The following is a 19,569-nucleotide window of genomic DNA, read 5'->3' on the forward strand; positions in this document are numbered from 1 at the left end:
ATTGCATCCAAGGATGCAATGTCTCCAATTCCCAAGAGCGCTGCACGATGAAAGTGGAGAAAGTAGACCAATGAAACTGACTGAGCTATCCCCCAAACTATCCCCAAATCTTCGAGCCCCGGTGCTTCCGATGCTCGCGCTCGCCTTTCTTGTTGGCGTAGCAGGTTGCAAGAGCAACTCCGACCAGACCGCCCAACCCGACCAAACCGCGCAGGATCAAACCACCTCAGCCGATCAGGGCCAAAACCCCTCGGACCCGGGTGACCCGGCCAACACCAACCTGGCCCCAATTCCAGCGTCATACACCTCGTCGGGCACGAGTTCCAGCGCGAGTTCTGGCTCAAGCGCAGCCGCTCCGTCCGGTGCCAGTGGAACATCGGACTCAGGAAATGCCGCCTCTGGAGGCGGAGACTATAGCGAAGCCAGCTACAACGACACCCCAGAGGATTACGCTCCTCAGCCGCCGCCCGCGCTACCCGAATACCAGCAACCTCCCATCCCGCAGCCTGGCTATCTATGGACCCCAGGCTACTGGGCCTGGGCGCCGCAAGGCTATTACTGGGTTCCCGGTGCATGGACCGAGCCTCCTTATGAAGGCGCTCTGTGGACTCCCGGCTACTGGGGATTCAATGGCGGCCGCTACGGCTTCCATCGCGGCTATTGGGGCCGATACATCGGCTTCTATGGCGGCGTGAACTATGGTTTCGGCTACGTCGGCATCGGATACCAGGGAGGCTACTGGCATGGCAATCAGTTCGCTTATAACCGCGTGGTCAACAACTTCGGCAGTGTGCACATCACGAACGTCTACGAGCGCAATGTCGTAATCAACCGGACCATCGTGAACAATCGCGTCAGCTTCAACGGCGGCCCGCAAGGCATCCAGTTACACCCGAGCCCAGCCGAAGTGGCAGCCTTCCGCGCGCCGCACGCTCCCCCGATGAGGGCCCAGCTCGAACTGAGACAAACCTCCGCCAATAACCGCGCCCAATTTGCCGCAGTCAACCACGGCAGACCGGCAGTGTTTGTAGCAGAACATCCTCTGGCAGCCGACAAGGGAATCCGCCCCGCGCCGCCAATTCGTCCCGTTGTAGCGCTAAGAAACCGGCCCGAGGAAGCCCGGCCGGAGGTGAGGCCAGAGGCAAGGCCGGAAGCAAGACCAGAGGCAAGGCCGGAAGCAAGACCAGAGGCAAGGCCCGAGGCGAAACCGAAAGCAAGACCGGAAGCCCGTCCTGGGGCGGCAAGGCCCGAAGCCAGACCCGAAGCCAGACCGGAAGCGCGGCCGGAGGCAAGACCGCAAGCACGCCCCGAACCGACGCGACCCGCTCCTCAGGCGCACCAGGAGGCAAGACCGGCTGCAAGGCCCGCGCCAGAATCCAGACCCGCTCCACAAGCTCATCCTGAAGCCCGGCCCGCACCCAGGCCCGAATCCCATCCCGCTCCGCAGCCACATCATGAGGCGGCGAAACCTGCACCCGAAAAGCGCAACGAGCATCCCAAGCCCGAATAGTTCCAGAATCTAGCTCAGGGTTAAAACTCGAGCGGCGTAGCCACCGGCAATTTACTCAGCCGAAGGATGCGCCGCTCAACTCTTATGTCGACCTGGAAGCCGCCATGACTGCAAGAGATTTTCATCGGGGCAAGAATCGCAACCGGGCAAAAATCGAAGAGCCCGCCCTAGTCTGAGGTCGCAGACAGCAGCTTTTCTCCGCCCTCCGACCGCAAATCCTGGCGCAGCGCCTTTGCCGTCAACTCATCCGCGTCTCGAAGCTGCGGAAACAAGACGGCCCACAGCCCTGTAACCATCAGCGCCCCGACCCCACCGGCGACGGTAGCGCGCACGGCGCCCAGCCACTGCGCCGTAACTCCGCTCTCAAATTCCCCAAGTTCATTCGAGGCGCCCAGAAACATCGAATTCACCGCGCTTACCCGGCCTCGCATCTCCGGCGGCGTAGCCAATTGCAGGACGGAGCTGCGGATCACAACGCTGACCATGTCGGCCGCTCCGGCAATCGCCAAAGCCATCAGACTCAGCGACAGGTTACGCGCAAGCCCAAAGCCGATCGTGGCCAGCCCAAACAGCCCCACGCCGATAAACAGCCGCAAGCCGGCCTTATTGCGGAGTGGAAACCGCGCCAAAGTGAGCGAGACGGCCAGCGCGCCCATCGCCGGAGCCGCGCGCAGCATCCCCAGTCCCTTTGGCCCCGTATGCAGTATTTCCTGCGCAAAGATTGGCATCAGCGCCGTCGCCCCACCCAGCAACACCACGAACAAGTCCAGCGAAAACGAACCGAGCAGAATCGGTGACCGGCGCACATACTGGAAGCCGGCAAAGACCACTTTCAGAGAAATGTCCCGGTGCTCCATCCGCCCCAGGCGAACGGAAAGCGAGCCAATGAGCACAAGAAAAGTCACCAGCGAACAGAGCGTCGCGATATACACAACCCCCGCACCCGCCAGCACTCCGCCCATCCAGTGCGAGAGAGGCAGTGTAAAAAGAATTCCGCCAAGGGCCGGCCCGCCGATATTGGCTAACTGAAAGATCGCAGCGCCCCAGGTCACGGCGTTGACGAAATGCCCCTCCGGCACCAAGTGCGGAATGAGAGCCGAGCTCGCCGGGCCGGAAAAGGATCTCCCCGTCCCTATGAGGAACAGGACGCTGTAGATCAGCCGGACATCCCGCAGTCCCAGGACAGCAATGGCCAGCAGGGCGGAAGTGCAAACGATCTGCAACGAGTAACAAAGTAAAATGATCTGCCTGCGGTCGTAGCGATCCGCTACATGCCCCGCAGGCAGCAGAAAAAAAAGACCCGGCAGGAACAGCGCCAGCCCGGTGTAGCCCAGATCCAACGCTCGATGGGTGATCGAATAAACCTGCCACGCGACGGCCACTGTCTGCGCCTCAGCGCCGATAATCACAGCCATTCGAGCCGTCTGGTATCGTCGAAAGTCGCGCGAGGCGAAGGCCGCAAGGCCCCTTGCTGGAGAAGCGCCAGGCGATCTTCCAGATTTCGAGTCCATATTGAGATCAGTTCCTGATTACGGGCACTTTCGGCAATACGGTGATCCCGACTCGGTGCCGAAGAGTGGCCGTTCCTTGATAGAACGCCCACGGGAACCGCTGTTTGGTTCACACCCTTACCAAAAATGCCCTGGGGCCTGTTTGACTGCGCTTTACTGCTTCGGCGAGAAGTACCCCTTACGTGCACGAACCTGGTACCGTCGATCGTTTGCAAACAGATAGATCGTTCGAAACGCGCCGTCTGCCTTGAAATCGGCGGGGGTGTACGTCAGAGCATACTGGCTGCGCAACTCTTCCTGAATGCTCGAGAATCCGAGCGCCATCTCATCCACGGAAGGCGGGAAAAATGCCCGGCCGCCGGTTGCCTCAGCCATTTTTTGCAGGACATCGTCCCCCTTGCCGCGGCTTGGAGTCCAGTTGGTGCTGATGGCGTAGATAATCGTCTCGGACCGCTGGCACATCTTGATCGCATCATCGACGTAGGCCCGGCTCTGGTTGTCATTTCCGTCGGAAACCAGCACCATCGCCCGGCGGACTGGTTCCTGGCCGCGCGAGACATCCAAAAGCTTGTCGCGACACGCCGTATACACCGCATCGAAGAGCGCAGTTCCACCGCCCGGTCGCAACTTGTTCACACCTGTCTGAAGGGCATCCAGGTTGTTGGTCCAGTCCTGCGTAACGTCCGGCGTCGAATCGAACCCCATCACGAACGCTCGATCGCTCCTGGACTTGACCACTCCGAGCAGAAACTCCGTCGCAGACTGCTGCTCGAACTGGAAGCGCGAACGGATCGAGGTACTGGCGTCGATCACAATTCCCACCCGCAACGGCAGATTGGTCTGCTGCGTAAACGAAGAAATTCTCGCCGGAGCTTTCTGATCGTCGAGCAGGGCGAAGTCGCTCTGTTTCAGATTTGGAATAAATCGCCCGTGTTTATCTGTAACCGTAAAGATCAAATTGACTTCGTTGACCGAAGTCACAATCTTGAATGCAGAATCGTCCGAGCTTCCGGTCTGGGATGCGGGCGCCTGTCCCTGACCCTGGGTTTGACTCTGACCCGTCTGACCGCCCGTCGCCGGAGTTTTTGGCGTCGCGCTCGGCGGCGGTGTGGTGGCAGGCTGCTGCGCGACCATCCAATTGGGGAAGGAAAAACCAAGGGTGCATGCCAATACGGCTGCGGAAATCCATTGTCTGCTCATGGCTAAGTCCATTCTATCAATCCTCGGCGCGTCCGCTTCCTACAGGCCGTTCCTCTGTGACCGGGGTGCGCAACCTTGCCAGAAACTCGTCCAGCTCCCTGGGCAGCGGCGACGTCAGTCGAATCTCTTTCCCGGTGATCGGGTGCGAAAACTCAAGCTCTGAGGAATGCAGGAAGTTCCGCTCCAGCTTCAGCACCTCTCGCGCAGCCTTCCGTGTCGTGCTCAACGGTAGCGCGATAATCTTCGCCGGAGCTCCGTAGAGCGTATCTCCCACCACCGGATGCGAGATCGACGCCATGTGCACTCGAATCTGGTGCGTACGCCCGGTTTCGATTCGCACCCGTGTCAGCGTGAAGGCCCCGAAACGCGTCTCCAGCCTCTCGACCACCCGGTAGTGCGAAACCGCGTGCCGCGTGCCGTCCAGCCTGCGCGTCGTCATCCTCGTCCGGCGGACCGAATCGCGGCTGATCGGAGCTTGAATGGTTGCTCCATCCTCGGGCAGAACCCCCTGCACCAGAGCCACATAGGTTTTCGTGATCTTCCGCGAAGCGAACATCTCGGCCAGCGCCTCATGCGCGGCGTCGTTCTTCGCAATGATGATCAGCCCGCTGGTTTCCTTGTCCAACCGGTGCACAATTCCCGGCCGGAGTTCGCCGCCGACGGTCGAGAGCGTGGCGAAGCGATGCAGCAGCGCATTGACAAGCGTTCCGCCGCTGCGCGCCTCATCAGTCGCGCCAGACCCGGCGTGGACCATCATCCCGGCAGGTTTGTTCACGACCGCCAGATCGTCGTCTTCGTAGACGATCTCCAGCGGAATGTCTTCCGCCCGCGCCTCCAGCGGAGTCACCTGTTGCTGGCCGGTCACCACCACGTGCTCGCCGCCGCGCAGTTTCAGCGAGGCCTTCTCGCGCTTGCCTTCTACCAGCACGTCGCCCTGCTCCACCAGTTGCTGCACTCGCGACCGGCTCACGCCGCTCAACTGCCCGGCCAGGAACTGGTCCAAACGCCAACCCGCAGCCTCGATCGGCACCAAAAGCGACTCCATTTCAGACATTACGAACCTTCCCTGCCGCTGGAATGAGCGATCGCCAGTCAATCAGCACCACTCCGCCCAACAGCACCATCCCCAAGCCTACCAGTTGAGGGATATCAGCCAGCCCCGCAAAAACAACACCGCGCCCCTCCCAGTCCCGAAATATCTCGGTCACAAACAGGATCAATCCGGCACCCACAAACCAGACACCCGTCGCATCTCCCTTGCGTCGCGACAAAAACAGCCAGCAACACGCGATTGCTGCCAGGAGCAAAGCTCCAATGGCCGCGTACGCCTGCACGGGGTACAGCGGAACGCCCAGCGGAGTTCCACTCCATCGCGCTGCAAGCTCGTTCGAATAGGTAATAGCGGCGAACACAGAAGAAGACGCACTATCGCGCCCAAAGTCACTACCGGCCAGAAGCGCGCCAACCTGTTCCGCCGCCATTCCGACGGAAAGCGGAGCAACCAGGCAATCCGTCACGGCCCGCAGAGGCAATTTTGCCCAGCGCACATACCCCCACACAGCCGCCGTGCCTCCGCCGATCCCGACCGCGGCCAGCAGAGGATGATGCACCATCGCAACCGCCAGCAACCACGACGGATGCTTCCTCAGATCGCTCAGATTCATCGCGATCAGCACCAGCCGCGAGACCGCAAGCGACGCAAAGACTGCAAGGACGACTATGTTCCAGGCATGTCGAGGGTTCAATCCAGCTCTCTGCGCCGTGAACTGCGCCAGCCACAACGCCAGCAATACTCCCAGTGCCGCGCAAGCCCCATAGCTGGGAACCACGAGCGGACCGATTTGAAACAACACGGGATGCATCAGGAGGTGTTGGCGAGAGCACACGGCGACGACTGCGATGTGCCTTCCTCGTCTAGAACCGGATAATCAAGAGCCAAAAGGCAAGTAAAGACCGACCCACTGGGCCGTGAGCCAATGCGCTGGTGAACCCGTCCTAAGACGGCGGGACTCTCCGCGGTTCATTAGGCATCCCGGACTGGCGGGCACTGCACACAGAACCGATTTTTCGAGTCGAGTCCCTGTTCAATGAATGTTGGTTCAACCAGCGTTAACCAACTCACCTGCTTTGCAGGCCGGTCTCTAAGCTGGATGCTAGGGCATTCGGCTCAGATTGGCAAGCGCCAAGGCCAGAAGCACCATTTACATCGACTGCGCGTCAAAGCCCCGCTCAGCCGCGCCGATTTGTCAAGCCGGTCAAACTGGCCAAGCCGACCCTGGCGCCGCCTCCCGCATCGGTCTCAACGTGAACTTATCTATCTATGCCCGCCTCCACGATGCGCCTGCATCAGCTGCGACTGTTCCAACTCCTTCACATCCAGTACACCGTCGTGATTGACATCCAGCCGATCGAACTCGGCGCTCATGAAATCCATGAATTCCTTCTTCGACACCGTGCCGCTCTTGTCCGCATCGATCAACACCAGAAGCCTTTTCGCTTCAAACTCGCCTGCTGCAACTGGTTGCGACTGCGGCGTAAAGGCCGGCGCACTCTGACTTCCCGCTTGCGCCGCCGCACCCGCTGTTTTCACCAGAGCGCCGACTGCAAATACCGCGGCCAGAGCGGCGGCCAGCCCCAACGTCTGTGTCCTCGTAAGCATCTCACCCTCCAGCCTTTGGCGCGGTTCGCTAACTCGCCGCCCAGCCAAAAACGTTACGACGCCGAGGAGTATACACCTTGGAAAATCATCGAGTCTGTGGCGATAGAAAATTCCGAAATAAAGGCCCTGTTCTCACTTGTGAGCGCCCACAAGAGAAAAGCCAGCCCTCATTTGCGTGAGCTGGCTCAAACTCATTCGGCTGTGACTCTCGGCTTACGCGACCTTCCCGGCGATGCTTTGCGCAATTCCCGCCGCAATCGGCACCTCGAATCGCCTGCCCTGGTATGCCATAACCATCAGCACAATCCAGGCGGCGAGCGTGATCAACGAGAGCGCCAGCGAAATCAAGCCCTCAACCGCGAAGAAACCGTAGTGATAGCTGCCAATAAACGCAAATCCAAGCACGACCCGAAGCACGAACAGCGTGCCAAAGACCACAATGGATTGCGCCGCGTGAAAGCGCACAAACGGCCGCTTGTCGACCAGCAGCATGATGATTCCGGTCAGCCAGCCAAGCACGTAACACAACAGGCCTGCTACGTTTTCCTGCAATCCGCTTGTGGCCGGTTGAGTGGGGTATGGAGGGTATTGCGGAGGGTACGGTGGCGGAGGAGCGGCCGCGCCTACGGGAGCACCACATTGAGGACAGAAGGCAACTCCATCATTGACTTGCGATCCACATTTGCTGCAAAAAGCCACAACTTGCCTGCTTTCCGGCATCCTCAATACCCAAACCGAATCTGCCAGAGACGGCTCTTGCGATATCGGCTGCCGAAGGTTTTTTGAAATGCTGGCCAAACGCTACCGCAAGGGTTCAATTCAGTCAATCAAAAAGAAAATTCGATCTATAAATGCGGCATCGTCTTGCGCCTGTATCCGATTCTTCGGGATTCATCTCTCCCCAGCATGCGATTTGCCTCAAGGTTCTCACCACTTCAACGCCCATTGGATATCTCAAATTAAAGAATTCTAGTCACCTGCCGATAAGTGATGCGCGGGCTCAGTCGTTGCACCGCACCAGCAACGCCTGACCGGATGCGCTGCTTTCTCTCAAACTAAATCTGTAGAATCGGAAACTTTCAATGATCGCTTCCTATCACCTGAATCTGGTCGCACTTTCACTCGTTGTTGCCATTCTCGCCTCGCACACGGCGCTCGATGTTTCACGGCGGGTCAGCGCAATCCGGCAAGCAGGGCGGCCGCATCATCTCTGGCTCATCGGTGGTTCGACTGCAATGGGTATCGGCATCTGGTCGATGCACTTTATTGGCATGCTCGCCGTTTCGATGTCAATGCAAGTCGGATACGACCCTGGAGTTACGGCCTATTCTCTGTTGATCGCAATCGTAGTCTCCTGCCTGGCGTTGTATGTTGTGGTAAACCACAACAGGCTCTCGCGAACCGCGTTCCTGGGCGGCGGAATCCTGATGGGTCTCGGCATCGCCTGCATGCACTATACCGGCATGGCCGCGATGCAAATGCGTCCAGCCATCCGATATGATCCGTGGCTCTTCGCCGCATCGGTTTTGATTGCGATCCTGGCGTCCTGGGCCGCTTTGTGGATCGCGTTTTCGCTGCGTAACCCCGATCAGAGCCATTTCCTTCTCAAGCGGATCATGGCTGCTGTGGTTATGGGGTTCGCCATCGCCGGCATGCACTACACCGGCATGAGCGCCATGGCGCTTTCCAGCGGAACAATCTGCCTTGCCGCTCATGGCATCGACCAGGAGCACCTAGCGCTGGCAGTCGCAGCAGGCACGCTCACCGCATTCGGACTTGCATTTTTGTTCTTCCTGCTCGAGATGCGGTTTTCTCTGGTTGCGCTTGATCCGCTGACTGGACTGCATAATCGCGCAACTTTCATGAAACGCATGGAATGCGCGATCAGGTCTTCCCGCCATACCGGCCGGCCAGTCGCCCTGATGTTCCTGGACCTCGACGGATTCAAGTTAGTGAATGATTCGTTCGGGCACATGGTGGGCGACATGGTGCTCAAAGCATTCTCGCAACACTTGAGAAGGTGCACCCGCAGCAGCGACATCCTGGCGCGGATCGGCGGCGATGAATTCGTGATGTTGATTCCAGATCTGCACGAGGCAGGTAACGTAGCCTCCGTAGCTGCAAACATTACGTCCCGGCTGCAAGACTGCGTCCTCAAAGGGGGCGCTTCCGTGAGGGTGACCACTTCGATTGGCATTGCAATATTTCCGCAGGATGGCGAATCGGCCGAACTCCTTCTCAAACATGCCGACATTGCAATGTATGCTGCAAAGGATAAGGGCCGGAACGGCTATTGTCTTTTCAAGCCCGACATGAGCGAGGCCGCGGATCGCGTCCTAAGTATTCAGCGCGGTCTCGATGAGGCAATCGAAAGGAAGCAGTTATCTCTGCACTTTCAGGCGCTATTCGATAGCTCGACGCGAGCCATTGCCAGCGCCGAAGCGCTTCTGCGCTGGAAACATCCCGATATGGGCGATATCTCTCCGGCCGAATTTATCCCGATCGCAGAACGCTCCGGCCAGATCATTCCAATCGGCAAATGGGTCATACGCGAGGCGTGCGATCACTTGCGGCGATGGACCCGCGCAGGATTACCGAGCGTAAAGCTTGCCATTAACCTGTCTCCACACCAGTTGAGTCAGCCGAACTTCGTGGAGATGGTTCACGCCATCTTTGTCGAAAGCGCAGTCTCTCCCCATCAGGCTATCTTTGAGATCACCGAAACCGTCGCTATGCAAGACGCGGAAAAGACCACAGGAATCATCCACCACTTTCAATCGCTGGGCTTCGATATAGCGATTGACGATTTCGGCACCGGCTATTCCAGTCTTGCGTATCTTCAGCAATTTCGTTCAAAGCAGCTCAAGATGGATCGATTCTTTACCCACGGCCTCGATAGTCATGGGGACGAAGGAGTAGCTCTGGTGTCTGCAATTATCGCGCTCGCGCATTCGTTGAAGATAAATGTCGTTGCCGAAGGCGTAGAAACCAGGACACAGTTAGCTCGACTGCAGAGTCTCGCATGTGATCAGTTGCAGGGTTTTCTCCTCGCCAGACCTCTGAATGCAGCCGACTTCGAAGACCTTCTCCGCTGCCGGACAGCCGATCATCATGTGATCGAGTTTCACGCCAGGCCGTCCGATCAGAACGGGATGAAAGACAAGACCGCCTGATTTCCCGCAAGGTCGGCCATAATCAATCCGTAATCGATCCTAAAAAGCCAGCACTTCGCGCGGAACAGCAATCTGCCCCGCGCGAGAGCTGCGCTCACTTTCTATAAAACTTTCTAGTGCTGATTAAACATAGCCTTTACGTCGGAATGTAACTGTTCGCGGCTCGCCGGACGGGTGTAGAACATATGCCCGCCGGGATACTCGCGCACCGCTACGCGCGCAGGATCGCCCATCACCGGCATCTGATCCACCGTAAGCACCGATCCCATAAACGGGCAGGAAAGATCGTTCCAGCCGTGTACGATCAACACCCGCAGCTTTGGATCGGCAGCCACTGCCTCGCGCAGGTCAGGCACCGAACCCTTGCGTAGATCGTCGCCACGATCCCATTGACGGTTGACGTCATACGAGAGCGCGTTGTAGCGAGCATCTATCTTCCAACCAACGGTTCGAGTTACAAAATCCACCATGGCCGTTGTAGTTGGTGCAATGATGCTGGCAAGAATCGGATCATTCGCCCGTTGGTCCGGAGCAAACGGAAAAGGATCGAAGGAGGTTACATTTGAGTCGTATACCGAACTAAGTTTGCCTTCTTCGCGATGGGCCTCTCGCAGATAAGCTCCCGTCTCGAGGCGTCCGCCGGAATACTTTACAAAAGCGGGGTCCAGCCCGGTAAGGTCCGTGACTTTCTTGATCAGCCGCGGAGTCGCCTCCGGGTCGCTGTGTCCCTTTAAGAGATCCGTCGCATATTCCCCCTGCGTATAGGCGATAACATCCGCCATCGCCGCTGGCGTCAGCTTGCCTTCCCGCTCCAGGTGCGCAGCCGTAATTGAAGGCAAGGTTACCATCCAGGGAATCGGAGACAGGTCGCCGTTATCATCCTGCGCCGGGTTCAGATATGGCGAAACCAGCACAACGCCATTCATCGCAACCCCTAACTGAGATTGCAGAAAATGAGTAATCCTTGGCCCGCGAAATCCGCCATAACTCTCGCCAACCAGGTACTTCCGAGAGGCGAGGCGGTCGTTCTTAACCAGCCAGTCGTAGATAACTCGCGAAAGATACTCGATATCTGGAGTTGTCGAGTAGAACTGCTTCTTGGTCTCCTCGGGCGAGACAAGCGAACGGCTGAAACCCGTTCCAACAGGGTCAATAAACACCAGGTCGGTGAAATCCAGCCAGGTGCCGGGATTGTCATTCAGCGTTGCCGGATCGGACGGGCTGTCGCCTTCGTTGCCGACTTTGAGTGTCTTGGGACCGATGGCGCCAAAGTTCAGATACACCGACGACGCGCCCGGTCCGCCATTCAGAGCAAATGTCACAGGACGGTTGCTGCCTTCCGCGACGTATGAGGTGAAGACAACCTCACCGCTCGTCTTGCCGTCCTTATCGCGCACCGGCAGCGTACCCACAGTCACGGTGTATTTCAGCGGCTTGCCATCGAAATCAATGCTTTGCTGCACATGAGCGTCAGCCGGCAACGGCGGCAAGGCATTCTTGTCACTTGCTCCCGAAGCGCCCTTGTCCTTGTCGGTGGCGGGTGCCTTGTCTTTGTCCGCCTGCGCGGATGCGGAGGTTGAAAGGAATGGAAAGCCGAGGCCTGCGACGAGAATCAAGGCGCTCAAGACTGGCATTTTGCGGTTCCGAAAGCGGGAAATCTTCATAGAAATACGATATATTGCTGCCCCCGAGAGACGGTGCTCAGACCTCGATCGAGCTGAAACTGGATCGAGGCCTGGAACCGGAATGCGTGCTGGCCGGGTTGCATCAGGCAGCGCGGCGGCGGCGGCCGCTCAGCAGGTAGATCGCCGCTCGAAGTTCAAGCAGCGGGTCGTCGGAGGGTTCGATTCCGTCGACGCGCGGGATCGGATCAAAGATGATGTGCTTCTGCTCTGCCGCGTCGTCGCCGACCTTCTCTGTCAGCTCAAGCGATCCAATCTCAAGGATCTCGCGGTCTGCCGGCCAATGAATCGTAGCGTTGTTCACTTCATCGCCTTCGTTGGCCAGTTGAACCGCAATCCTGAACCGGATTGGAGCTTTGGCAACCCGTTCGTCGAGTTCGGCGAAGAGGTAATTCGCAGACTTCGCCGCGGCAGCTTCCGCGCTCACGTGGTCGTTTCCGGCTTCTGGAATGATCCTGTAACGCCCATGGCGGCTGGCCCCATTTGTATTGAGAAAGCGCATCGCCGTAACCCCGTAGTAGGTTTCGCGGGCAAAGCTTGAGGGAGCCGGCTTGGGCGTCTGAACAAAGGCCAGTGCCGTGGGGTGGCCGCCGAGGTATACCTCGATGGGGTTCGGGTGCGGAGAGTCGGGCTTGGTGGACGCGAGTGCGCGAAGAAATTCGAGAAATTCGGCGCCAGTGTGGGTCGGAAATCCATCGGTTGAGTGGCTGACGATATCGGTGTGAACCCGTTCGGCGAGATGAAATCGAACAGCAAGTCCGCGCGGATCGGCATTGGGATCGTTGTCAGGAATCAGCAGAACTCCCGTGGAGTTTGAGAACCGCACCGATACAGGCGTAGATTCCCGCGTGAAATGCGGCGCCCGTGAAAGAGATGCGGCAGCCGGCGCGGGATGAAAGATCCCTTTGAGCATCATGCCTTTGGCGTGAGCGGGCCGTAAACCCGGATTGAGGCCAAAGATCTGGTCGAATTGTTGGAGAAGGTCATTGGCAAGGGCTAGCAGCTTTTCATCGTTGGGAAGTGGCATACCGAAACGTCTCCTGATGTTGGGTGGAGTATTGGGTAAGTGCGTGGAAGGGTATCTGCCGTCTTGACAGTATCTAAGAGGCACAAGTCTGACTTGTCAATACGGGGCACTGGCCTGGGCGGTGGTTCGGGCACCGAATCGAGAAATCGTAGTCCGACACCCCTGTCAATGGGGTTCTCGGCGAATTTGATTGCAGACTCGAATGCGAACCGTCAGACTGGATTCGGTTTCGGAGTTCCGGGAACGATCAGGGGGCTGCGACGATTCCGTAATGCAAGTGAGCATACCCAGTGACAAACGCGGCAATCATCGATGCGGATGCAGATCAGGCGCCACACAAAGCACACTCACCCAGTTATTTTCTGGAAGCGCTTGAGGACGCCGAGCGATTACTGAAATATGCCGCTGAAATGGGTGTAGATGTCATCCCGGAAACCCGGTCCGCGATTCTGCGCGCCAGAGTCACCCATTCCAGCGGATGGACGGAAGAAGTCGCAGCGGATCTTCTGCTCGCGCTCACAAGCTTGGCCGCCAGGCTCAAGCCTGTGACTGCATCCAGCCTGGAAGCATGCCATTCCGAGACCCGCCCAACCATGCGGACCTATCTGGTTTGGGCCTTTATCCTGTCTGCGATCATCATTCCCGCTTCGATCCTGATGTTTGTCACAGCGAGTATCTCCGACGCGATCCGCACCGACATCACAACCGCCAACGCTCTGACCGTCAAACTCACCTCAGAACTGGGTCCTCCGCCGCGAAGTGACGTCGGGGCCAGCACAGAGATTGCAGAGCTTCAAGAATACGCCGCGACAGTCCGGTCGATTTACGCTCGTGCCCGAAGGCTGAACCGGATCGTCTTCCCTCACGTTGCGGTTCCCCCGCCGCTAGTACCTCCCGCAGGAAACGAGGCTGAACGCGCCGACTACCTGAAGAAAAAATTCGAGCTCAGCATCCCCCTCACGGACCTGCCAGCCGAACGGGACAACATTGCCGTCACTTACCAGGATGTCCGCTTTTTCGCGCAAAACATCATGAGCGACACCTCGACCTTCTATGGTGCGTTGAACTCCTGCATTCTTCCGATCCTCTACGCATTGCTGGGAACCTGCGCCTACCTGCTTCGAACTTTCGAAGATCAGATGAGCAACCGAACTTTTATTCCGTCCTCCGCAAATTCCGCCCGCTTTGTGATCGCGGCAATTGGCGGAACGGTGATCGGCCTGTTCAGTGGGTTCACGGCGCAGGCCAACGCATCTCCCTTAGCATTAGCCTTCCTCGTCGGATACGCTGTGGAGGTTTTCTTCACGTTTCTCGAAAGCCTGATCAAATCATTTACGAGAACCACCTCGCCCCCGGCCACTCCAAATCCCTAGAGGCTGGTTGGATCCCTCCGTTGTCGGCGCAATGCACTTTTCGCGAGTTGTTGCTGGCGGAGCCGATACAATTGGGCTGTTCCCTAAGCTGTCGCAGTTCCTAAATTCGCTGGAGGACCGTCTTGATCGGTACAAACTATAAATGTGAAATTTGTGGCGAAGAGAGTTCGGCGCCGATGCGCTGGTTCGTGATTCACTGCAGCGATTCCAACCTGGGAATCTTCAAGTGGGATCACGTCGAGGCCGAGAAACCGCAGTCCCTGCACTTTTGCGGCGAGGGCCACGCGCAGGTCTACATCAGCCGCTGGTTCGAGTCGTTTTGCAGCTCTTCGGTGAGGCTAGGCGGTAGGTGACGTCCACAGCGACTCACCCTGCGGGAAATACCCGCATGGGCAAGAAATAACAAAGAGATCAGGAGCCTGGATCAAGAACCGGTCTTGCGCTCCTCGTCCAGAACCGTGTCCAGCAAACCCCGCAGGTTAATGGCGCGGATATGCAGGCTGGCGGACTCGGCCGCGTCGAGCGAGCCCTCCAGCTTGAGCAGCCGGTCTTCAGCGCGCGCCAACTCGTCCGCCAGATTGAGCGCGGCAAGCACAGCGACCCGGAGCGAATCGGCGGTACGCCCCGTCGAGGCGACCGCACGCATTCGAGCATCGACCCGCGCAGCAAGACGCTGCACCTGTACGTTATCCGGACCGGAGAGGTGGTAAGTCTGGTCATAGATTTCGACGGTCACGTATGACTGCTCCGACTTGGCCGCTGGATGGCTGGGTGCTTTGCCGAAAGGCTTGTTGCGTTGGACCATAACTTCTCCCTAGAGTTCCAGGGCGTCAAGTTGACTCAGCAGGCGCTCGACGCGCTGGCGAACCTGTTCGCGTTCGATTCGCAGCGAGTCCACTTCCTGCTGCAATCGCTCGACCGCAGGATGTTCAACCGCTAACTGAGCTTCAAGAGCGACAGCACGCTCTTCTGCGGCAGCGCGAGCCTGGCGCTCGTTGCGAACTAGATTGACCGCGCGAAAGACCCGCTCCTCCAGAGCCGCAAAATCGTCGACAGAGAGCACCGACAGCGGTTGAGAATCTGCTTCGGCAGCCGTATTGGACTGCGAAACAGGCTGCGCCTGCTGGGTGGCTGGCTCAAGGGCCGGTTGAATCACCGGATCAGTGGCCGGATGAACGGCCGGCTCACTGGCGCCCGACGCCACGACCGTGCCGAGCTCACTGGAAAACGGCCCCTGCACTGGTTCATGCCCGAGCTCTTCGGATGCAGTTTCAAGCGCCTCAGCCGAGAAATCCTCATCCGCCTCGTAAGGCGGCTCATCGGAAACTTCCTCCAACACATCCTCGGAGGCCAAATAGGCCATTTCCTCGGGATCAGGACCGGGAAAACCAATCGGTTCTTCAAACATAGATTCCTGGGTTGCCGACGGATGCTCCGTCGCTTGGCCCATGGGCAGTAATGCCATAAATTCCTCCGCACAGCTCAGCGGCTCGACCTAGAAAAGCCGCACCGCCTTGCCGCGAGTATATTCCTGTTGGACGTGGAAAACAGCCTACGAGCGCAACCGCGCCCCTACTTGAGAAACAGCTTCAATCAACTGCTGACTGAAGCCTTGCAGCTCTTCATCCCGAAGCGTACGGTCGGCCGCCTGGAAGGTCGCGCCGAGAAGCAGAGAATACTCGCCGGAGACAGTCTTTTCCTGCTTCGTTTCACCGCCCGGCTTCGTGTCCGGTCTGGTATCTGGCAGCACTTCCCGGACCCTCCAGTCGACCAGTTCCCGAACGCCGGAGCCAGCCAGGGAATGCAGCGTGGCATCGATTTCGGCCCAACGGACAGAACTGGGCACGAGCAGCGAAAAATCCCGGCGGACAGGCTGAAAGCGCGAGAGTTCCCGAACTGCGGGTTTCTGCACCGGCAGTTGGAACAGGCGATCTAGGTAGAGTTCTCCGACGAGCACAGCCTCTTTCAGCTTCCGAGCCGCCGCAACACGCGGGTGCAGTTGGCCAAACCAGCCGGCTGTGATGCCCTCAACGACAACGCGAGAGGCACGGTAAGGATGAAGCCACGGAGGCGTAATCCCAGCCTCCGCCGGAAAATTGTCGAAGTAGACGGACTTAGTCTTGAACCGCGTCAAAAGCTGCTCGATCACTCCCTTGAGATCGTAAAAGTCGAGGCCGCGCGGCTGCTGGTGAGGCCCGGACTGTGGCGCCTGACCAGCCGCCCCGATGCTCAGAGCGGGCCGCTCGTCGACCCGGTCGGTCGTGCCAGAGAAGACCGCTCCAATCTCGAAAAGGCGAACATCTGCCACGTCGCGATGCAGATTACCCGCGATCATCGTAACCATGCCGGGAACCAGCGAGGGACGCATGACTCCCGCTTCTTCGCTGAGAGGATTGCCGAGCGGAACGACAAGCCCCGGCTGAGGAGCCGTCTCCGCGGCGTCCTGCGCCGAGGCAAACGTACTCGATATAGCCTCATGGAAGCCCGCCGAACGTAGCGTCTGGCGCAGTGAGTCTTCGACGGACGCATTGGGAAGTTCACGCACAGCTCCGGCAAAGGCCGGAAGAGTATTCGCAAAACGGTTATAGCCGTAGACGCGCGCGACCTCTTCGATCAGATCGATCTCCCGGTCAAGGTCGAGACGCCAACTCGGCAGCGTCACCCGCCAGTTCACGCCTGCCTCAGTTGCGAGTTCGCAGCCGAGCGCCTTCAGGATGCTTTCCGTAGACGCAGCGTCAATCCCTTCCGGATCGATCGTCGCGCCCAGAAGCCGATGGACTTCGCTCAAAGCGAGAGCCATGGGTTTTCGCTTTGCCGTGCGCCGCTCAACTGCAGGAACCGTCACATCCACGAGATCGCCCTCGATATGTCCGCCGCTTTCGAGGATAATGCTGCTCACCAGCGCCGATGCGAGCGGCGCCGCCTTGAAATCCGCGCCACGCTCGAAGCGATGGGATGCATCGGTGTGCAAGCCATGGCGCCGTGCCGTTCGGCGAACCGCAACCTGATCGAACCATGCAGCCTCGACGAGCACATTGGTCGTCGCAGTCGTAATCATCGAATCCCAACCACCCATAACGCCAGCGAGAGCGAGCGGCTTAGCGTGATCGGCGACGATCAGGTCTTCCGGATCGAGGATGCGCTCAACTCCATCGAGCGTCTTCAGCGTTTCGCCCTTACGCGCGCGCCGAACGACAATGCCGCCCACAATCTTGTCCAGATCGAAGGCATGCGTTGGCTGTCCCATCGCCAGCCACGCAAAATTGGTAGCGTCCACGGCGTTGAGAATCTGCTTCTGCTCCAGCAGCGAAAAGTAGCGGACGACTTCGGCGGAAATCGGCCCGTCGGCTGCCCCGCTCTTGATCGTCACATTGCGAAGAACACGAGCCGTGAAGCGTCCGCATGCATCTTCCGCCTCAATCTGAACCGAAAGCGCGGACTCCGCAGGTCGCGCCGCAGGCAACTGCGCCAGAATCGGCTTGAGTGCCAGTCCATAGATGGCCGCGGCTTCCCGCGCCACACCGTAGTGGTTCATCGCGTCCACACGGTTGGTGGTGATGTCCATCTCGAAAAGAGACCCGTTACCGGAACCCAGGTCATGGATGCCTTCGACAGCAATTCCGCGCAGGGTAAGATCTTCGGCGAGCTGCCGGTCGTCGACGGGAAGTTGTGGGAGAAAGCTGCGGAGCCAGGTCGTCAATATCCTCATACAAACTGCTCCAGGAAGCGCATGTCGCCCGAGTAGAACTGCCCAATGTCGCTAACGCCGTACTTCATCATCGCGATCCGCTCAACACCCATGCCAAACGCGAAGCCGGAGATCTTTTTCGGGTCATAAGCAGGCTGTTTTTCCGCTGCAAAAGCGAAAACCGCTGGGTCGACCATGCCGCATCCCAGCAGTTCGATCCAGCCGGAGTGCTTGCACTTCCGGCAGCCCTTGCCGGCGCAGAAGATGCAGCTGATCTGCACATCGGCCGATGGCTCCGTAAACGGAAAAAACGATGGGAAGAAGCGCGTCTTGACGCTCGATCCAAAGAGCGCCTTCATCGCGTAATCGAGGGTTCCCTTGAGGTCGCTGAAGGTGATGTTGGTATCGACGCAAAGCCCCTCGACCTGGTGGAAGACAGGCGAATGCGTGGCGTCGGCAGCGTCATTCCGGTGCACCTTACCCGGAATCACAATCCGGATGGGCGGCGGCTGCTGCTCCATCGTGCGCATCTGCACCGGCGAAGTGTGCGTGCGCAGAAGCAACCGGTCACGCAAGCTGCGGCGCTCCTGATTGGCGATCACCAGTGTGTCCTGCGTATCGCGCGCCGGGTGGCCTGGCGGAAAATTCATGCTTTCGAAGTTGTAATAGTCCGTCTCAACCTCGGGACCGACGCCAACCGAGTAGCCAAGCGCCGCAAAAATGGCGATTAGCTCATTCATCGTGCGCGTGATCGGATGCTCGGCGCCCATCAGCCGCCGCGTGCCCGGCAGAGTCACATCCAGCGCCTCTGCGGCGAGCGCGGCATCGCTCGGTCCCGCGCCGGCAGCCTCTTCGAGCAGAGACTCCACCAGCGTCTTGAGCGCGTTGAAACGCTGCCCAATCTCCCGCCGCGCTTCGACCGGCGCTGATTTCAACCATTGGTCGGAGAGCTGCTTCAGTCGGCCCTGCTTGCGGCCGACCCAATCAAGGCGAAAGTTCTCCACCGCCTCGGAGGAACTAAGCCCTGCGGCTGCCTGGCGGACTTCCAGCTCCAGTTGGGCGAATAAATTGTCCAGATTCTGCGGTTCGTCGGTCGTCATGCGTAAAAGTCAGGATAAATCACAGCGTTGGCTCAAAGGGAAAGGCCCGGAGGGTTGCTCCGGGCCTTGGGCGTTTTCGGAAAGAGAACCTACTTCGCGGTCTTCTCGGCTTCCAGAGCGGCCTTGGCTTGCTCCACGAGGCGCGTAAAGCCAGGCGCATCCTTCACGGCGATATCGGCGAGAATTTTGCGATCCAGCTCGATGCCAGCCTTCTTGAGGCCGTTGATCAACTGTGAGTAGCTGAAATTGTTAAGCTTGGCTGCGGCCGAGATACGAACGATCCAGAGCGAACGGAACTGGCGCTTCTTCTGGCGGCGGCCGGTGTAGGCAAACTTGAGTCCGCGCTCGACGGCTTCCTGGGCTGCCTGATACAGCTTGGATTTCGTAAGGAAGTAGCCACTTGCGCGCTTGAGAATCTTTTTGCGGCGGTCAGACCGCTTTGTGCCACGTTTTACGCGAGGCATAGTGATTTGCTCCTTTTTGCGTTACGTTTTGGCGGCTGGAGGCAGGAGGCGTCAACCTTTGAGGGAGACGCTTTGGAACCTCTTCACTCGCACTGTCGTGCCTGAATTTCGGGAATCCGCTCTTGGCATCTTCCGGGGCTGCACAACGCATTTGCGCTAACCCAGCTCACATTGCCTAATGT

At 58.7% G+C, this 19,569-nt stretch carries 17 protein-coding genes, 1 other RNA gene and 1 pseudogene; 4 read left to right on the forward strand and 15 right to left on the reverse strand.

Annotated elements, in window-relative coordinates:
- The first annotated feature begins 70 nt into the window (after window positions 1-70).
- On the forward strand, window positions 71-1,510 hold the full coding sequence (locus OHL23_RS01010; protein ID WP_263349893.1) for a hypothetical protein: 1,440 nt from the start codon (window positions 71-73) through the stop codon (window positions 1,508-1,510).
- Window positions 1,511-1,677: 167 nt separating this feature from the next.
- On the opposite strand, the gene OHL23_RS01015 is transcribed toward OHL23_RS01010, so the two are convergent.
- From OHL23_RS01015 to OHL23_RS28670, 8 genes and pseudogenes are all read right to left on the reverse strand, one after another.
- Window positions 1,678-3,021, reverse strand: a complete 1,344-nt coding sequence (locus tag OHL23_RS01015) for an MFS transporter (RefSeq protein WP_263349895.1) — start codon at window positions 3,019-3,021, stop codon at window positions 1,678-1,680.
- Window positions 3,022-3,174: 153 nt separating this feature from the next.
- Window positions 3,175-4,221 (reverse strand): VWA domain-containing protein, encoded by a 1,047-nt coding sequence (locus tag OHL23_RS01020; RefSeq protein WP_263349896.1) that lies wholly within the window; start codon window positions 4,219-4,221, stop codon window positions 3,175-3,177.
- Between the two features lie 16 nt (window positions 4,222-4,237).
- Window positions 4,238-5,275, reverse strand: coding sequence for an RluA family pseudouridine synthase (locus tag OHL23_RS01025; RefSeq protein ID WP_263349897.1), 1,038 nt, complete (start codon window positions 5,273-5,275; stop codon window positions 4,238-4,240).
- Window positions 5,268-6,074 carry a prolipoprotein diacylglyceryl transferase gene (locus OHL23_RS01030; RefSeq protein WP_263349899.1) on the reverse strand — a complete coding sequence of 269 codons (807 nt, stop codon included), beginning with the start codon at window positions 6,072-6,074 and terminating at the stop codon, window positions 5,268-5,270. Before OHL23_RS01030 ends, OHL23_RS01025 begins: the two co-directional genes overlap by 8 nt.
- 98 nt (window positions 6,075-6,172) lie before the next feature.
- Window positions 6,173-6,360, reverse strand: a non-coding RNA gene (gene ssrS, locus OHL23_RS01035) — 6S RNA.
- Window positions 6,361-6,535: 175 nt separating this feature from the next.
- Window positions 6,536-6,880 (reverse strand): EF-hand domain-containing protein, encoded by a 345-nt coding sequence (locus OHL23_RS01040; protein ID WP_263349901.1) that lies wholly within the window; start codon window positions 6,878-6,880, stop codon window positions 6,536-6,538.
- Window positions 6,881-7,093: 213 nt separating this feature from the next.
- Window positions 7,094-7,432: a DUF4870 domain-containing protein gene (locus tag OHL23_RS01045; protein WP_263349902.1), complete on the reverse strand. Its 339-nt coding sequence runs from the start codon at window positions 7,430-7,432 to the stop codon at window positions 7,094-7,096.
- A gap of 78 nt (window positions 7,433-7,510) precedes the next feature.
- A pseudogene (locus OHL23_RS28670) lies at window positions 7,511-7,600 on the reverse strand (zinc-ribbon domain-containing protein); the annotation flags it as partial.
- Between the two features lie 362 nt (window positions 7,601-7,962).
- On the opposite strand from OHL23_RS28670, the gene OHL23_RS01050 reads away from it, so the two are divergent.
- A complete protein-coding gene (locus OHL23_RS01050; protein ID WP_263349903.1) occupies window positions 7,963-10,053 on the forward strand; it encodes a putative bifunctional diguanylate cyclase/phosphodiesterase in 2,091 nt (696 codons plus the stop codon).
- Window positions 10,054-10,166: 113 nt separating this feature from the next.
- Here the strand turns inward: OHL23_RS01050 and OHL23_RS01055 are convergent, their stop codons facing one another.
- Both OHL23_RS01055 and OHL23_RS01060 read right to left on the reverse strand, forming a co-directional pair.
- Window positions 10,167-11,687: a S10 family peptidase gene (locus OHL23_RS01055; protein WP_263349905.1), complete on the reverse strand. Its 1,521-nt coding sequence runs from the start codon at window positions 11,685-11,687 to the stop codon at window positions 10,167-10,169.
- 133 nt (window positions 11,688-11,820) lie between these two features.
- A complete protein-coding gene (locus OHL23_RS01060) occupies window positions 11,821-12,762 on the reverse strand; it encodes a catalase family peroxidase (RefSeq protein ID WP_263349907.1) in 942 nt (313 codons plus the stop codon).
- 290 nt (window positions 12,763-13,052) lie between these two features.
- On the opposite strand from OHL23_RS01060, the gene OHL23_RS01065 reads away from it, so the two are divergent.
- Both OHL23_RS01065 and OHL23_RS01070 read left to right on the forward strand, forming a co-directional pair.
- The gene (locus OHL23_RS01065; protein WP_263349908.1) at window positions 13,053-14,135 is read left to right on the forward strand and encodes a hypothetical protein; all 1,083 of its coding nucleotides are present in this window, start codon (window positions 13,053-13,055) and stop codon (window positions 14,133-14,135) included.
- Between the two features lie 176 nt (window positions 14,136-14,311).
- A complete protein-coding gene (locus OHL23_RS01070) occupies window positions 14,312-14,488 on the forward strand; it encodes a hypothetical protein (RefSeq protein ID WP_263349910.1) in 177 nt (58 codons plus the stop codon).
- Between the two features lie 71 nt (window positions 14,489-14,559).
- Here the strand turns inward: OHL23_RS01070 and OHL23_RS01075 are convergent, their stop codons facing one another.
- The 5 genes from OHL23_RS01075 to rplT all read right to left on the reverse strand — a co-directional run bounded on the left by OHL23_RS01075 (window position 14,560) and on the right by rplT (window position 19,387).
- Window positions 14,560-14,940, reverse strand: coding sequence for a cell division protein ZapA (locus OHL23_RS01075; RefSeq protein ID WP_263349911.1), 381 nt, complete (start codon window positions 14,938-14,940; stop codon window positions 14,560-14,562).
- A gap of 9 nt (window positions 14,941-14,949) precedes the next feature.
- Window positions 14,950-15,600, reverse strand: a complete 651-nt coding sequence (locus tag OHL23_RS01080; RefSeq protein ID WP_263349913.1) for a hypothetical protein — start codon at window positions 15,598-15,600, stop codon at window positions 14,950-14,952.
- Window positions 15,601-15,687: 87 nt separating this feature from the next.
- Window positions 15,688-17,844: a phenylalanine--tRNA ligase subunit beta gene (pheT, locus tag OHL23_RS01085; protein WP_263349914.1), complete on the reverse strand. Its 2,157-nt coding sequence runs from the start codon at window positions 17,842-17,844 to the stop codon at window positions 15,688-15,690.
- Window positions 17,841-18,923, reverse strand: coding sequence for a phenylalanine--tRNA ligase subunit alpha (gene pheS / locus OHL23_RS01090; RefSeq protein ID WP_263349915.1), 1,083 nt, complete (start codon window positions 18,921-18,923; stop codon window positions 17,841-17,843). Before pheS ends, pheT begins: the two co-directional genes overlap by 4 nt.
- 89 nt (window positions 18,924-19,012) lie before the next feature.
- A complete protein-coding gene (rplT, locus tag OHL23_RS01095) occupies window positions 19,013-19,387 on the reverse strand; it encodes a 50S ribosomal protein L20 (protein WP_263349917.1) in 375 nt (124 codons plus the stop codon).
- Between the last annotated feature and the right edge of the window lie 182 nt (window positions 19,388-19,569).

The organism is Acidicapsa acidisoli (assembly GCF_025685625.1).
In the GTDB taxonomy this organism is placed as follows: domain Bacteria; phylum Acidobacteriota; class Terriglobia; order Terriglobales; family Acidobacteriaceae; genus Acidicapsa; species Acidicapsa acidisoli.

What these genes read in the sequence shown, in the direction of transcription:
- OHL23_RS01010 (WP_263349893.1), top strand. Translation starts at nt 71, where the DNA reads ATGAAACTGACTGAGCTATCCCCCAAACTATCCCCAAATCTTCGAGCC.
- OHL23_RS01015 (WP_263349895.1), bottom strand. Translation starts at nt 3,021, where the DNA reads ATGGACTCGAAATCTGGAAGATCGCCTGGCGCTTCTCCAGCAAGGGGC.
- OHL23_RS01020 (WP_263349896.1), bottom strand. Translation starts at nt 4,221, where the DNA reads ATGAGCAGACAATGGATTTCCGCAGCCGTATTGGCATGCACCCTTGGT.
- OHL23_RS01025 (WP_263349897.1), bottom strand. Translation starts at nt 5,275, where the DNA reads ATGTCTGAAATGGAGTCGCTTTTGGTGCCGATCGAGGCTGCGGGTTGG.
- OHL23_RS01040 (WP_263349901.1), bottom strand. Translation starts at nt 6,880, where the DNA reads ATGCTTACGAGGACACAGACGTTGGGGCTGGCCGCCGCTCTGGCCGCG.
- OHL23_RS01050 (WP_263349903.1), top strand. Translation starts at nt 7,963, where the DNA reads ATGATCGCTTCCTATCACCTGAATCTGGTCGCACTTTCACTCGTTGTT.
- OHL23_RS01055 (WP_263349905.1), bottom strand. Translation starts at nt 11,687, where the DNA reads ATGCCAGTCTTGAGCGCCTTGATTCTCGTCGCAGGCCTCGGCTTTCCA.
- OHL23_RS01060 (WP_263349907.1), bottom strand. Translation starts at nt 12,762, where the DNA reads ATGCCACTTCCCAACGATGAAAAGCTGCTAGCCCTTGCCAATGACCTT.
- OHL23_RS01070 (WP_263349910.1), top strand. Translation starts at nt 14,312, where the DNA reads ATGCGCTGGTTCGTGATTCACTGCAGCGATTCCAACCTGGGAATCTTC.
- OHL23_RS01075 (WP_263349911.1), bottom strand. Translation starts at nt 14,940, where the DNA reads ATGGTCCAACGCAACAAGCCTTTCGGCAAAGCACCCAGCCATCCAGCG.
- OHL23_RS01080 (WP_263349913.1), bottom strand. Translation starts at nt 15,600, where the DNA reads ATGGCATTACTGCCCATGGGCCAAGCGACGGAGCATCCGTCGGCAACC.
- pheT (WP_263349914.1), bottom strand. Translation starts at nt 17,844, where the DNA reads ATGAGGATATTGACGACCTGGCTCCGCAGCTTTCTCCCACAACTTCCC.
- pheS (WP_263349915.1), bottom strand. Translation starts at nt 18,923, where the DNA reads ATGACGACCGACGAACCGCAGAATCTGGACAATTTATTCGCCCAACTG.
- rplT (WP_263349917.1), bottom strand. Translation starts at nt 19,387, where the DNA reads ATGCCTCGCGTAAAACGTGGCACAAAGCGGTCTGACCGCCGCAAAAAG.